12 protein-coding genes and 1 tRNA gene are annotated in these 13,873 nt (G+C 56.7%); 6 read left to right on the plus strand and 7 right to left on the minus strand.

Going from position 1 to position 13,873, the window contains the following annotated elements:
* Positions 1 to 62 precede the first annotated feature (62 nt).
* Positions 63 to 587 carry a GNAT family N-acetyltransferase gene (locus AC3B6F_RS09375; RefSeq protein WP_489824141.1) on the plus strand — a complete coding sequence of 175 codons (525 nt, stop codon included), beginning with the start codon at positions 63 to 65 and terminating at the stop codon, positions 585 to 587.
* Here AC3B6F_RS09375 and AC3B6F_RS09380 read toward each other — a convergent pair.
* From AC3B6F_RS09380 to AC3B6F_RS09390, 3 genes are all read right to left on the minus strand, one after another.
* Positions 535 to 1,863, minus strand: coding sequence for an RsmB/NOP family class I SAM-dependent RNA methyltransferase (locus AC3B6F_RS09380; RefSeq protein ID WP_489824142.1), 1,329 nt, complete (start codon positions 1,861 to 1,863; stop codon positions 535 to 537). The genes AC3B6F_RS09375 and AC3B6F_RS09380 overlap by 53 nt on opposite strands.
* A gap of 56 nt (positions 1,864 to 1,919) precedes the next feature.
* Positions 1,920 to 3,413, minus strand: coding sequence for an IMP dehydrogenase (guaB, locus tag AC3B6F_RS09385; RefSeq protein ID WP_489824143.1), 1,494 nt, complete (start codon positions 3,411 to 3,413; stop codon positions 1,920 to 1,922).
* A 149-nt stretch (positions 3,414 to 3,562) separates the two neighbouring features.
* A tRNA-Gln gene (locus AC3B6F_RS09390) sits at positions 3,563 to 3,636 on the minus strand.
* 157 nt (positions 3,637 to 3,793) lie between these two features.
* On the opposite strand from AC3B6F_RS09390, the gene AC3B6F_RS09395 reads away from it, so the two are divergent.
* The 3 genes from AC3B6F_RS09395 (at position 3,794) to AC3B6F_RS09405 (ending at position 7,155) form a co-directional block, all read left to right on the plus strand.
* A complete protein-coding gene (locus AC3B6F_RS09395; protein WP_489824144.1) occupies positions 3,794 to 4,918 on the plus strand; it encodes a Ppx/GppA phosphatase family protein in 1,125 nt (374 codons plus the stop codon).
* Positions 4,915 to 5,715 (plus strand): RlmE family RNA methyltransferase, encoded by an 801-nt coding sequence (locus tag AC3B6F_RS09400; protein ID WP_489824145.1) that lies wholly within the window; start codon positions 4,915 to 4,917, stop codon positions 5,713 to 5,715. Before AC3B6F_RS09395 ends, AC3B6F_RS09400 begins: the two co-directional genes overlap by 4 nt.
* 84 nt (positions 5,716 to 5,799) lie before the next feature.
* Positions 5,800 to 7,155, plus strand: coding sequence for a sodium:solute symporter family transporter (locus tag AC3B6F_RS09405; protein ID WP_489824146.1), 1,356 nt, complete (start codon positions 5,800 to 5,802; stop codon positions 7,153 to 7,155).
* Here AC3B6F_RS09405 and AC3B6F_RS09410 read toward each other — a convergent pair.
* From AC3B6F_RS09410 to hpnD, 4 genes are all read right to left on the minus strand, one after another.
* Entirely contained in the window at positions 7,129 to 7,761 is a 633-nt protein-coding gene (locus AC3B6F_RS09410) for a hypothetical protein (RefSeq protein WP_489824147.1), read from the minus strand. The two genes, AC3B6F_RS09405 and AC3B6F_RS09410, sit on opposite strands and share 27 nt — an antisense overlap.
* Positions 7,761 to 9,716: a squalene--hopene cyclase gene (gene shc, locus AC3B6F_RS09415; RefSeq protein ID WP_489824148.1), complete on the minus strand. Its 1,956-nt coding sequence runs from the start codon at positions 9,714 to 9,716 to the stop codon at positions 7,761 to 7,763. The genes AC3B6F_RS09410 and shc overlap by 1 nt, the downstream gene beginning before the upstream one ends.
* A gap of 106 nt (positions 9,717 to 9,822) precedes the next feature.
* Positions 9,823 to 11,118, minus strand: a complete 1,296-nt coding sequence (gene hpnE / locus AC3B6F_RS09420) for a hydroxysqualene dehydroxylase HpnE (RefSeq protein ID WP_489824149.1) — start codon at positions 11,116 to 11,118, stop codon at positions 9,823 to 9,825.
* A gap of 4 nt (positions 11,119 to 11,122) precedes the next feature.
* Positions 11,123 to 11,998 carry a presqualene diphosphate synthase HpnD gene (gene hpnD, locus AC3B6F_RS09425; protein WP_489824150.1) on the minus strand — a complete coding sequence of 292 codons (876 nt, stop codon included), beginning with the start codon at positions 11,996 to 11,998 and terminating at the stop codon, positions 11,123 to 11,125.
* Positions 11,999 to 12,133: 135 nt separating this feature from the next.
* On the opposite strand from hpnD, the gene AC3B6F_RS09430 reads away from it, so the two are divergent.
* Positions 12,134 to 12,577 (plus strand): cupin domain-containing protein, encoded by a 444-nt coding sequence (locus tag AC3B6F_RS09430; RefSeq protein ID WP_426066521.1) that lies wholly within the window; start codon positions 12,134 to 12,136, stop codon positions 12,575 to 12,577.
* A gap of 82 nt (positions 12,578 to 12,659) precedes the next feature.
* Positions 12,660 to 13,835 (plus strand): pyridoxal phosphate-dependent aminotransferase, encoded by a 1,176-nt coding sequence (locus AC3B6F_RS09435; RefSeq protein WP_489824151.1) that lies wholly within the window; start codon positions 12,660 to 12,662, stop codon positions 13,833 to 13,835.
* Positions 13,836 to 13,873: the final 38 nt, after the last annotated feature.

Raw genomic sequence — 13,873 nt, forward strand, 5'->3', positions numbered from 1 at the left:
CGGGCATCATAACCCGGATCATGGTCCGGGCCTAACCGTCTCACTTTGCAGGGAGTATCTGCGTGTCAGAATCGAAACTGGTCATCCGCCCTGCGCAGTCGCTGGATCGGGACGGCATCTGGCGTGTTCTTGCGCCTGTTCTCAAGGCTGGCGAAACCTATGCCTTTCCGAGGACATGGGGCCGTCGGCAGGCCCTCGGATATTGGATGGCTGCCGAACACCGCGTGTTTGTAGCGGAAAGCCCTGACGGTGAGATCGTCGGAACTTTTTATCTTCAGGACAATCAGTCAGGTGGCGGTCGACATGTCGGGAATGCATGCTTCGTCGCGTCTCCCGGATATGCTGCTGGTCGTCAAATGGGTGAATTTGCCCTGAAAGAAGCGCAGGCTCTGGGCTACCGGGCTATGCAGTTCAATTTCGTTGTCAGCACCAATGACCGCGCCATCGCACTCTGGGCGCGTCTTGGTTTCCGGGTGGTTGGAACACTCCCTGAGGCGTTCCACCACCCGCAAAATGGCTATGTGGATGCTCTTGTTATGTGGAAGGAGCTTCTTCCGTCTGAGCAACAGGCTCAAGACGCTGCATGACGCAGGCGAAGAATCCGTCTGTTCCGTCCCGAAGCGGCGTCAGGGAGAACTGGGCCTTTTCGCGGAGTTCAGCCGGAAGAAGATCAGGCAGATCTTCCGTCGGAACCCGAACAAAGTCCGTCCTGCGCTTCAGGAACGCATCAATCTGCTGCCCGTTTTCAGCAGCCAGAAGAGAGCACGTTGCGTAGATCATCCGACCGCCGGGTTTAACCAAAGATGCTGCACGATCAAGGATTTCCGACTGTTTGATAACAAGTTCCTGAATGTCCTCTGGCGTCAGGCGCAGGCGTGCATCCGGGTTGCGGCGCCACGTGCCTGTGCCTGAACACGGCGCGTCTACCAAAACACGATCGAAGCTGGCAGCACGACGCTTGGCCCATTTGTCGCCTGTCACCAGAAGGTGGCGTTCAACGTTGTGAACACCTGCCCGACGCAGACGCTTCACCGCACCTTCAAGGCGTTTCTCGTGAACATCGCAGGCAACAATATGGCCCTTGTTTTCCATGGTCATGGCAAGGGCGAGCGTCTTGCCGCCTGCGCCTGCACAGTAATCCAGAACGCGGTTGTCTGGGCGCGCATCAGCCGCCGCGACAACCAGTTGCGATCCTTCATCCTGAATTTCGACCAGACCATCCTTGAACGCTTGTGCGGCCGTGACGGGCTGACGCCCATCAAGGCGCAGACCCCACGGGGAAAGCTTGGTCGGAACAGCGTTTAGCCCTTCCCGCTTCAACGCGCGTAGAGCGTCTTCCCGCGTGCCCTTCAGAAGGTTCACGCGCAGATCCAGTGTGGGTGCGCCCAGCATGGCTTCCATCTCGTCCGCCATGCGGGAACCGAAGGTCTCGCGAAGCGCGGGCTCGATCCAGTCCGGATATTCCAGGCGGATGGCGATTGGTTGCTTCTGGCTGGAAAGTTCTTTTCCTTCCAGATGCTTGAGGTTGATATCCTCACGCGGCGTCAGAGGGTTCTGGGCATAGCGCTCCCCGCTGAACATCATCCGGACCTGATCCATCGTCGTGCCAGACAGCAGCATGGAGGCTGCGCAGAGCAGACGTGGAGAAATGTCGCCCTGGCTGCCTTCCAGATGCCAGTGCAGTCGTCTCCAGCCACGAAGCACATCCCAGGCCAGTGTGGAAATGGCGCGTCTGTCTCCGCCACCAATATAGCGGCGTTCACGGAAGAAAGCGTTGGCAGTAGCGTCTGCGGGACGGCGGGGCGCATTCTGGATCGCACAAAGCAGATCAATGGCGCCGGAAAGGCGAGCTGCGGGGGTCATATCGCCCCCGTAGCCGGTTTGGCCTCTCAAAGCGAGAGGCCAATGCATATGAAATGTCAGTCCCGACGGTAGTTCGGGGCTTCACGCGTGATTGTCACATCATGAACGTGGCTTTCACGCAGACCAGCATTCGTGATGCGACGGAACATGGTGCGGACCTGAAGATCGGCAACCGTGGCAGATCCGGTGTAGCCCATGCCGGCCTTCAGACCACCAACGAGCTGATGCACGACGGGAGCCATGCCCCCCTTATAAGGAACCTGCCCTTCGATCCCTTCCGGCACAAGCTTCAGCGTATCACGGACTTCTGCCTGGAAATAACGATCCGCAGAGCCACGCGCCATGGCTCCGAGAGAGCCCATGCCACGATAGGACTTGTAAGCACGTCCCTGATACAGGAACGTCTCGCCCGGGCTCTCATCCGTGCCAGCCAGCAGCGAGCCAACCATCACGACGTCAGCACCGGCACCGATAGCCTTCACGATGTCGCCGGATGTCCGGATGCCACCGTCCGCAATGGCCGGGACGTCAAGCTCATGACAGGCCGCAGCGGTTTCCATAACGGCGGAGAACTGCGGGACGCCTACACCAGCAACAACACGCGTGGTGCAGATGGACCCCGGACCGATACCTACCTTGATGCAGTCGGCGCCGGCTTCAATAAGTGCGCGTGCGGCCTGAGGCGTGGCGACGTTGCCCGCAATGACCTGAAGAGCGGGATGACGCTCTTTAAGGGTTCGGACGGTGTTCAGAACGCCATGTGAGTGGCCATGCGCCGTATCCACAACAATGACGTCTACGCCAGCTTCCACGAGAGCCGCAGCGCGAGTCAGCCCGTCTTCGCCAACGCCAACAGCCGCAGCACAACGCAGACGGCCCTGATCGTCCTTGATGGCAAGCGGATGAGTTGTGGCCTTGTCCATATCCTTGACGGTAATCAGGCCAATGCAGCGACCGCCCTCGTCAACAACCAGAAGCTTTTCAATACGGTGGCGATGCAGCAGTGCGCGGGCTTCTTCAGGCGGCGCACCGTTCAGAACCGTGACGAGATTCTCTTTCGTCATCAGATCGCGAACACGAGTATTCAGATCCGTCGTGAAGCGGACGTCACGATTGGTCAGGATGCCAACAAGGATGCCTGTCCCGTCTTCCACAACGGGCAGACCCGAGACGCCATGGCGGGCCATGATGGCGTTGACGTCTGCCAGTGTCTGGTCCGGGCCAACGGTGACGGGATTGACCACCATGCCGGACTCAAAGCGCTTGACGCGACGAACCTGCTCGGCCTGCTCTTCGATGGAGAGGTTCTTGTGAATGACGCCCATACCGCCCTGCTGAGCCATGGCAATGGCCATGCCATCTTCCGTTACCGTATCCATGGCGGAGGACATCAGGGGAATATTCAGCTCGATGGTGCGTGTAAGGCGTGTACGTGTCGACGTCTGGGCCGGAAGCACGGACGATTCAGCTGGCTCGACGAGAACATCGTCAAATGCCAGTGCCTCGCGAATGCGTGCGCTTAGATCAGTTGTGCAGGAAGAAGATGTCATGCCCGCTGGCCCCCGTTGGTCATGCGTCGTGAGACGCTGAAATCAGAACCGGGAGCCCAAAAGGCCCGACCGGCCGTTGGCGGGTCCTCATAGACTAATTTCCCCCTGGAGGGGAAGTCTCTTTTTGCGGTAGATTTTAAGGAATTTTTTGGCTGGGAGACCTGGATTCGAACCAGGGCTGACCGGGTCAGAGCCGGTAGTTCTACCGCTAAACTATCTCCCAAGCGGTGAGTGGGTGTTTACCCATCACGGCTGGGTGACGCAAGGGGGCATTTTCATTTTTTTTAGAAAAACTGATATTTTTCTTGCGGTCAGACGTTTTCCCGTCTCATGCTGCTTATCCAAGGTCCCAAAACGGGCAAATCGGGAGCCTAAACAAGATGATGAGGCAAGGAACGGAGCACAGGCTATCAGGTCAGGCGTCAGTACGGACGTCTAGTACCCGTCAGGCCGGACCGTTCTTTGGCGCCATCGACCTTGGAACCAATAATTGCCGTCTCATGATTGCTGCCGGAACAGCCAATGGTTTCCGTGTGGTTGATAGCTTCAACCGCTCCGTTCGTCTTGGCGAAGGGCTACGTCTGAGTGGCCGTCTGGCGGAAGAGTCCATGACGCGCGCACTGGATGCTTTGCGGATCTGTGTGGAACGCATGAAGCAATGGCCCCTCTCCCACGTTCGGGCCGTTGCAACGGAAGCCTGCCGCAAGGCGGTCAACGGTCGCGAGTTCCTTGAACGTGTTCAGAGCGAAATCGGCCTGACGATCGACATCATTACTGCTCGCGAAGAAGCCGAGCTGGCTCTTGAAAGCTGCTCTCCGCTTTTCCGCGTGCCGTCTCATGCCCCTGCCCGGGCTGAGCGTGGCGTTCTGTTCGATATTGGTGGTGGGTCAACCGAAGTTGCATGGGTCCGGGTGGATCAGGCTCGCAAGTCCCAGACTCTGATCGGCACAACCAGTATGCCTGTCGGCGTCATTACCCTCCAGGAAATGTTCGGCGAGGGGCACGGTTCTTCTTATGAGGAGATGGTGTCTTACGTTCAGAGCCATCTGGCCGATTTCGAGAATATTCACCGGATCCGGAGGGAAATCACGCAGGGAAATGCCTGCCTTCTGGGAACCTCCGGGACTGTGACGACCCTTGCTGGCGTGGCTCTTTCTCTGCCCCGTTATAATCGTGCGGCGATTGATGGCCTGACGTTGCCGGGTGACGTCATGCGCGAAGCCATCAATACGTTACGCGGGCTTTCGAGAAATCATCTTTCCGCCCATCCATGCGTGGGAGAGGATCGTGTGAAATATGTTCTCCCGGGTTGCGCAATTTTCGAGGCAATTCACCGCGCATGGCCTATAGAAGAGGTCACGATTGCCGATCGGGGGTTGCGTGATGGCATGCTCCTGCGTATGGCCCGCGATCATGGCCAGCGTTTCACACGGGAACGCCGCAGGCCCTATCGTCATGTCACGCCCCGTTCAAGGGGCCCTCTCGGGAATTACGCCACGATATGAAGCCGCCCAGATCCCGCTCCGGTTCTTCTAAAAAGGATACGGGACCCAAGCGCATCCCTGGAAAAGCTCTCAAGAGCGCAGCCGCCCCCGGGGCTGCTGATGCCACACAGGACGCCTCTACATCCCAGACAGCCCGTAACAAGGTCGTCACGCTCCGTACTGCCCGTGGCCGCACGACGGCCCAGCAGCGCTGGCTGAACCGTCAGTTGAATGACCCTTATGTGGCTGCCGCCCGGAAGCAGGGCTGGCGGTCTCGTGCCGCCTTCAAGCTGATCGAAATTGATGACCGCTTTCACATCATCAAGCCAGGCGCGCGCGTCATTGATCTTGGTGCAGCGCCAGGTGGTTGGTCACAGGTGGCCGTCAAGCGTGGTGCAGGGCATATTGCGGGCGTTGACCTCCTGCCCGTCGATTCCGTGAGTGGAGCCGAGATCATTGAAGGTGATTTCACCGATCCTGAAATGCCGGACCGCTTGAAGGAAATTCTTGGCGGCCCTGCTGATCTGGTGATGTCTGATATGGCTCCCAATACCACCGGTCACGCAGCGACCGACCATATGCGCATCATGGGGCTTGCCGAAGGTGCGCTCGATTTTGCCATGCAGGTTCTTGCCGAAGGTGGCAGCTTTGTTGCCAAGGTTTTCCAGGGCGGCTCTGAAAAGCAGATGCTTGACTCCATGAAACTGGCCTTCGCTTCCGTCAAACACGTCAAGCCGCCTGCTTCCAGAAAAGAATCAAGCGAGCTGTACGTCATCGCTACCGGGTTTCGTCCCGAACGTCTGACCGAAGAAGACTAACCTCCCTTCTGATGAGTGCTTTTCAGAAGCGCTCATCAGTTTGCACGCTTGACCGAAACATGTTGCGGCTACAGAACGGACAGGATGATCCAGAGCCTGACCGTAATCCTGCTGTACTTGGCCTCCCTGCCCGTCTTCGCGCTAATATTGGCGCGGCAGCCTCACAAGGATTTGCCGCCCTGGGCCATATGCCTATCACTGGTGGCCACAGAAACATCAACACTCACAATCGTTAGTGTTCCCGGCGTTGCCTTTCTACATGGCTATGTCTTCTTGGGGCTGGCTCTGGGATACCTGTTTGGGCGCATTGCCGTTGCGATATGGTTTCTGCCGCTTCATGAACGCGGCGCCACATCCATTTATCGGTATGTCGGGCAGCGTTTTGGGCATCGTCTTCAGAAGCTCGTCTCTGGCACATTTCTCCTGACACGTCTTCTGGCGGAGGGGGTGCGCCTCTATGCAGGCATGCTTCCCGTCTCCCTCCTGTTTGCGAGTATCGGATACCCCGTCCCTGACTTCGTTTTGCTCATGGGCATCGTCGTGCTGACATTGGCCTACACGTTGGCGGGTGGTCTGAAGGCTGTGGTGTGGTCCGATACGCTCCAGCTTGTTCTTTATCTGGGCGGAAGTGCTGCCTGCGGCATTGTGCTGTTTGACCGTATTGGTCCTGCCGTCTTTCATGCCGCCCCACTCTTCACATCCGGTTTGCCCGCTTTCACCAACCCGTTCTCGGTAACGGGTGCCGTGGTGGGGGGAGCGATCCTCTCCCTGGCGTCTCACGGGACGGATCAGTTGATGCTACAGCGCTGCCTTGCCGCCAGAACTCTTGGAGGCGCCCGTGCTGCGATGATCGGAAGCGTCTTTGTCGTGGCGCTTCTCTTCGCATTGCTTTCTTTTATAGGCGTTGGGCTGCATGTTCTCTGGCCAGAGTATCAGGGCGCGCCAGATGCACTTTTTCCGAAGTTTATTCTGACGTTACCGCCAATTCTGCGCGGATTGCTGATCGCGGGTATCTTAGCCGCGACAATGGGATCGCTTTCCAGCGCCATGAATTCCATGGCCGCGGCAACTAGAAGTGACTTCTTTCCTAAAAACACGCTCTCCCTGCGGGTGGCGACATCGTTCTGGGCTGTTTTGCTGGTCGCAACCGCTTTGCTGTTCTCGCACCCGACCGGCTCTGCTGTCGTGTTCGGTCTCTCCATAGCATCTTACAGCTACGGTGCGACGTTAGGCATTTTCCTGCTGGCCATGCTTGCACATTCGCGGGACGAAGTAAGCGGAATTGCTGGTTTTCTGGTATCGATTGCCGTGTTGGGTCTGTTGGCGATGGTGCGTCTTGATGGGCACCCCATCGCCTTCCCGTGGCTCGTTCCGGCAGGTGTTATCGCTGCATTCGCCGGTGCGACCGTTTTCTCAAAACTGCGGCGGATAGGTTTTTAGAAATAAGGCAATGGCTTTCTGGGCCGCTGCGGCATCCCGTCCCAGTTCCATGAGGGCTGGGATCTGCCGTGGGTGTCTCAAAAGAGAACCAAGCAATCCGGGCAGATAAATGGCTCCGTCTTTTAGGCCATCACGAGCTGCAGGTGGCAGATTCCGGTCCGAATCATCGCAAACCACCCTTAGAACAGCAAAGGGTTTGCCCGTCTGAGCAACCGCGCCGCTTTCCATATCGACTGCAACGCAGCGGGTCTGGTCGTACAGACGGCTTTTTTCTTCTGCTGTCTCGATCAGGGTGTCGCTGTGCAGAAGACCTCCACGTCGCGCATGATCGGCCCCGAAGCGTCTGCTCAGGGCAAGGTTCGCGTCGTAGGACGTGCCTTGAACAACAACCCGGTCTGCAACGATGATCGTTCCCGGCATAACGCTGGAGGATAGACCTCCGGCACAGCCAAAGGATAACAGCCGGCTTGCACCTGCTTGAACAAGCCGTGCAGCACCTTCCACTGCGCCAGATGCTGTTGCATTGCTCAAGGCAATGGGGGCATCAGGAAGGAAGCGGCGAATAATGCGCGCTTCCTGCTTCATTCCAACCAGAATACCGAGCATCAGAAACCGTATTCCACTCGGCCCGTGTTGCTGGTGCCCAGATTGCGATATCGGGACAGGGCCTGGAGCGGAAAGAACTGCTTGTAGCCGTGATAACGAAGGTAGAAGACTTTCGGAAAGCCAACGGCGTTATAGGCTTCTTCCTGCCATTCCCCGTTCCCATCCTGCTGGGACATCAGGAAGTTGATGCCGCGCTTGACGGCTTCACTGTCCCTACGTCCCACAGCCATGAGGGCCAGAACGGCCCAAGCCGTCTGGGATGGCAGGCTTTCCTTGTAAATGCCCGGAGGTGCACCTTCGTAGGTCGCACAATCCTCGCCCCAGCCGCCGTCCGAACGTTGAATATCTTCCAGCCAGTTCACAGCGCGCTTCACCATGGGGTCATCGTATGTAATTCCCGCAATGTTCAGCGCGCACAGAACGGACCATGTGCCGTAGATATAATTCGTCCCCCAGCGTCCAAACCAGCATCCTTCCTTTTCCTGCTCTTTGCGCAGGTATTCCAGCGCCTTGTCGATCACCGGGCGATCTTCCGGATGGCCAAGCTGGCATAGGAAGGAAATGCACCGGGCCGAGACGTCTGCCGTAGGGGGATCAAGGAGTGCACCATGATCCGAGAACGGAATATGGTTCAGCATCTCAAGGTCATTATCGACGTCGAACGCGCCCCAGCCGCCATTTGTGCTTTGCATCCCGATGATCCATTCACGGGCGCGTTCAATCGCTTCGCGGTTTTCTTCAGGGTCAACACGATGAAGCAGCATGCCGACAACAGCTGTGTCATCCACGTCCGGGTAGTAATCGTTTTCGTACTGAAAAGCCCATCCGCCTGGACGCAAATCCGGCGTGTTGACTGCCCAGTCTCCCTTGACGTCGAGGATCTGACGATCTCTCAGCCACTCGGCACTTTTCTTCAGTTTAGCCAGTGTTTCGTCACGTTTCGTTGGATGCGCGCCGGACGCGGCTTCCATCATGGCCAGACCGGACAATCCTGTATCCCAGACAGGAGACACGCAGGGCTGGCAGTAAATTTCGTTATCCTTGTGAACCAGAAGATCCTGAATGGACTCCCATGCCGTTACAACACGCGGATCACTGTCCGGCACACCAAGGGCACGATACATCATGACCACATTAGCCATGGCAGGATAGATTGCACCGAGGCCGCCCCGGCTCAGGCGCGGCTCGATAAAGCTGATGGCCGCCTTGAGGGCTTTGTCATGAACTGTCTTGGGGATGAGTGGCAGGACTGGTCGTAACGCCGTATCCAGATGCTTGAACGCGCGCCCCCAGATAGAGCGGTAAGGCCCGCGTATCCAGTCTTTGACCTCAGAAGGCGGTTTGACGAACAATTCTTGTATATGAATGCCGCGCGGGTTGATGGCCTGGGGCTTCAAAGCTCCCACAGCCAGCATGGGAGCGAGCACCGCGCGAGACCAGTAAGACATGTTCCAGACAGAGAAGAAAGCCTTCCTGGGGAGGAGCATCAACTCAACCGGCATAACAGGTGTCGCGTCCCAGGGAACTTCCCCAAACAGCGCAAGCTGGATACGCGTAAAGACGTTGGAGCGAGCTGCGCCACCATGGTCCAGAATGGCTTCACGTGCGCGCCGCATATGCGGCGCGTCAATGCTGTCACCAATGGCCTTCAGGGCAAAATAAGCTTTGACCGTTGCGGAGAGATCAAAGCCGCCACCGAAGTACAGGGGCCAACCACCATGCTCGCCCTGAATGCGACGGAGATAAACGCCAATTTTGTCCTGCTTTTCCTGATCGATCCGATCCAGATAGTGCTCCAGAAGAACGTATTCAGCAGGAATGGTGGCATCGGCTTCAAGCTCAAAAACCCAATGCCCATCGTCCTTCTGACGTTTGCCAAGAGCCGCATGAGCCCCCTCGATCGCACGAGTGACGTCGTCTCCCTCAATGGGCTTGTGGGAAAGGGTCTCGCTCATGCGGTCTTCTTTTTCGTCTGGATAGATCAACATTATTCAGGTCTTCCGGGACATGCAGCCCTCATCAAGGGGAGTGGTGTTACAAGCATAGCTTTGTGAGCGCGCCTCACGATTCCGTGTGTTTTATGGCTGAACGGAAACCCAGGGCACTCACTGCCGCCAATCCTGACTGGATTGCCCCTTCAATGGTCGAAGGAAGGCCTGTGTTCGTCCAGTCTCCGGCAAGCGCCATGTTTGCCGTATCGGTTTTGGCAGTAGGGCGACGGCGGTTTTGCTCAGGTGTTGCGGCAAACGTAGCCCGTTTCTCACGCAGCAGGCGTGCTGGAGGCATCGCAACAGGCAGGGGCTGAGGCAGAACGGGATCAAGCGCGCGTCTGATTTCAGACCAGATCGTAGCCAGCATTTCGTTGCTGTCGCGGTCGGCGTAGCGATTGGCGGCGCTGACTGTTACGGACAGGACGTCACCCTTCAGGAAGATCCATTCCGAAATACCCCCGACAAGCCCGACAAATCGTGCCTGCGCGACGACGCCCCGTGCTTTGACGGGAGCCGAGAGCTTGAAATGCGCATTCGCGATGCTTTCGAAAGCATCAGGAGCAATGATTTCCGGAAGCAGGGTTTGTGCCACAGGTCCGGGTACAGCCACGATGACATGATCTTCCGGGCCAAGCTCAATTCGCCCTTCTGTGGTCTCGATGGCTGTAACACGCCCTTTTTCACGCTCGATTGCGCTGACCCGCACACCGGTACGGATTTCTCCATGATAGCGCCGCAGGTAGGCAAGAGCCGGGTCCACCAGCGTTTCGGAAAGTCCGATTTCAGGGAACCAGGGACAGCACGCCATCCCACCTTGCGCCAGAGACTTGCGGATCACATTTCCCAGGAGCAGCGCGCTTCCTGTGTGCAGGTCTGTGTTCAGAACCGAAATTGCAAAGGGTTCTAAAAGACGGCGGCTAAGTTGACCCGGTTTGAGGCAATCTTCAACGACCGTATTGTCATTGGCTTTCAGAAAGCGTCCCAGAGACGCAAGTTCTGAGAGCTTCATGCCAGGCACGCGACGACCACCCGGAAGTGCCCAGAACGGTATCTTTCCCTTGGACAAACGCAGTGTCCACGCCAGATCGTCCTGCAGATCATAGTAGGGAAAAATTGGAAGACCCGGGCCGCTCAATGTGTGACGGGCGCCAAGAATATCAAGATAACGAAAGGTCAGACCATTTGCAGACAGGATCAGATGATTGCCGTTATCAATCAGGGCATCGAGTGTCTTGTCATGAAATGAACGTGCTCGTCCCCCACAGGCCGGACCTGCCTCGTAGATCGTGACCTTTGCCTGTGCGGCAAGCTCGACGGCTGCGGAAAGACCCGCCAGGCCGCCACCAATGATATGAACGTGGCTCATGGGCTTATTTCACATATGCCGCCAAAGCGCGGACCGCACGCCAGCCTTTGCTGACTTTTGCTACCGCCTCAGGGTTCTTCCACCCTCTTTTTTCCAAAGCATTCAGAACCGGTTCGTAGGATGCTGCCATCATACGCGCCGGACGCATCGCCTTATGGTCACAGTCCTTCATGGCACGGCGTGCCTCCCGGAAATGATCATGGGCGCGCCGGGCAAGGATGCGGCCTACGCCATCGAGACCATGAGCGTACAGGGCTTCTTTCGGATCGCTGGGAACATTGAAGCGTTCGAGCAGTTCTGACGGCAGATAGAGACGGCTGCGTTCGGCATCTTCAGCAATATCTCGCAGGATGTTCGTAAGCTGAAGCGCTCTTCCCAAATGCTTAGAGACAAGATCGGCAGCCGGCGAAGAGTCGCCGAACGCCCGGACGGACAACCGGCCAACTGCTGACGCAACGCGATCACAATACAGATCAAGCGTTTTTTCATCTGGTGCAATGATGGGATCACCGCAATCCATGGCCATTCCATCAATGATGGCGTGGAAATCTTCAGCCCGCAGATCGAAACGGAAGATGGTCGCTACAAGCACGCGGTCCAGAGCATCGCGCGTTTCACCCTTATAAAGGCGCTCAATGCGGTCATGCCATTCCTGCAGAGCCTGCAGCGGATTTGCAACGCCAGCATCACCGTCAGCAATATCGTCTACCTCGCGGCAGAAGGCATAGATTGCGAACATGGCCTGACGTCTTGCTGCCGGCAGAACCTTCATGCCACGGGCAAAAGACGTGCCGGATGCAGTGACGATATGCTCCACATGGTCAAGATCGGCCTGTGCGCAGGGAAGACCGGAAGAAGCACGCGCCCTGCTGAAAACCATGTCTGTCCCCTGTCCTGTTTCAGAAATGCTGCGTTCTAACGCCAAATGGGCCTGTCACAAAGTCGGCTCGAACGGAATGGGATGCCATACGTTCCTATGATGCCAAAAGGCAACACCCTTCCATCAGGAGGTCCCATGAAGTTCAGTCTCTTCCTTGCCACTATCGCTATGTGTTCGAGTTTTTCTGTGGCTCAAGCAGAATCGTCGTCAGCCAAAGCTCATGCCGATCATCTTCTGAAAGCCACGCATTCATGGAACGGCGTAGCCTACGCGCCCTATACGACGTCCCAGCCGGAACTCAGCATGATTCGCCTGACAATTCCGGCACATACGGCCCTGCCCTGGCATAAGCACCCGTTTCCGAACGCGGGATATGTTTTGCAGGGTTCTTTGACAATTCAGGATAAGGAAAGTGGCAAGAGCCAGACTTTTCATCAGGGAGAAGCTTTTGCTGAATCTGTGAATGACGTTCATCGTGGTGTGTCAGGAAACGAGCCGACCATCCTTTTGCTGACTTACGCTGGCGCAGAAGGGCAACCCACGTCGATCCCCGTGGATAAACAGAATCCTGAATATTGAATCAAAGCTCAATTGGACCTTTGACAGCTAGATCGTTTCGTTTCTATTATGTTTTCAGACATTCTAGGAGCGTGAACCGAGCATGACCGACCGCCTGTCCTCTGAAGCAAAAGATGATCTCCTTTCACGCGGTTACTCCCGTCGTAGTCTGGGCCGCGTAGCTGCACTTCTGAGTGCAGGCATGGCGGTACGGTCTATCGTAGGGCGCGCTGAAGCCTCCCCTCTCACGGCTCTCCCGCCTGGCGATGTGACCAAGATGGTCCGTATTGGCAGCAATGAGTGTTGGACCGGCCCATTTCCGGCTGCGGCCAAGGCTGGTGCCTCTGCGGTTTTCGAAGGAAACCGCTACGACCCTACGGGTCATACGCGCGAAGATCTGATCAGCACCGCTGCCAAAGTCGAAAATATCCCAGAGAATTGCATTATACCTTGGGGCGGTTCGTCCGATCCACTTTGTCGTACAATCGTGACATTCTGCTCTCCGACCCGTGGACTCGTGACGGCTGATCCGAGCTATGAAGCGGGATGGGTTGCGTCTGAATGGCTTAAAATTCCGCTAAAAAAAGTGCCGCTGGACGCGTCAAATGGTTACAAAACCGACGTGAAAGCGATGTTGAAGGCGGATCCAAACGCAGGTGTCTATTATATTTGTTCGCCCAATAATCCGACCGGCACACTGACGCCGCTGGAAGATATTCGTTGGCTGGTCGCAAACAAGCCAAAAGATTCCATCGTTCTGGTTGATGAGGCTTACATTCACTTCTCTAATGCTCCGAGTGCTGTTGCGCTTGTTGCTGAAGGTCGAGATGTCGTTGTTCTGCGCACATTCTCCAAAATGTTTGGAATGGCGGGGCTACGTCTTGGGTTTAGCATAGCTGCCCCTGCCCTTCAGGAAAAAATGATGCGCTATGATGGCGTGAACCAGACGCATATGCTGCCGATTCCGGCGGTTGTCTGTGGCACGAAGAGCCTCACCATGAAGGCCGATATTGATGCCCGTCGTCGTGAGATGATTGCGGCCCGCGCCATGACCTACGACCATCTTCAGAAGAAGGGAATCAGCTTTATCCCGTCTGATGCAAATATGTTCGTTATTGATTGGAAGCGGCCTGCTGGGCCGATCAAGGATGCATTCCTGAAGGAAAACATCATTATCGGGCGCTCCTGGCCGATCTGGCCGAACGCATCCCGCATCACGGTTGGCTCGATGAGTGAAATGAAGAAGTTCTGTGCGGCACTGGACCGCATCATCGGCTGATAGTTCAAAACGGGAGGCTCTCTGGCCTCCCGTTTTTT

The organism is Gluconobacter sp. ESL1110 (assembly GCF_058107395.1).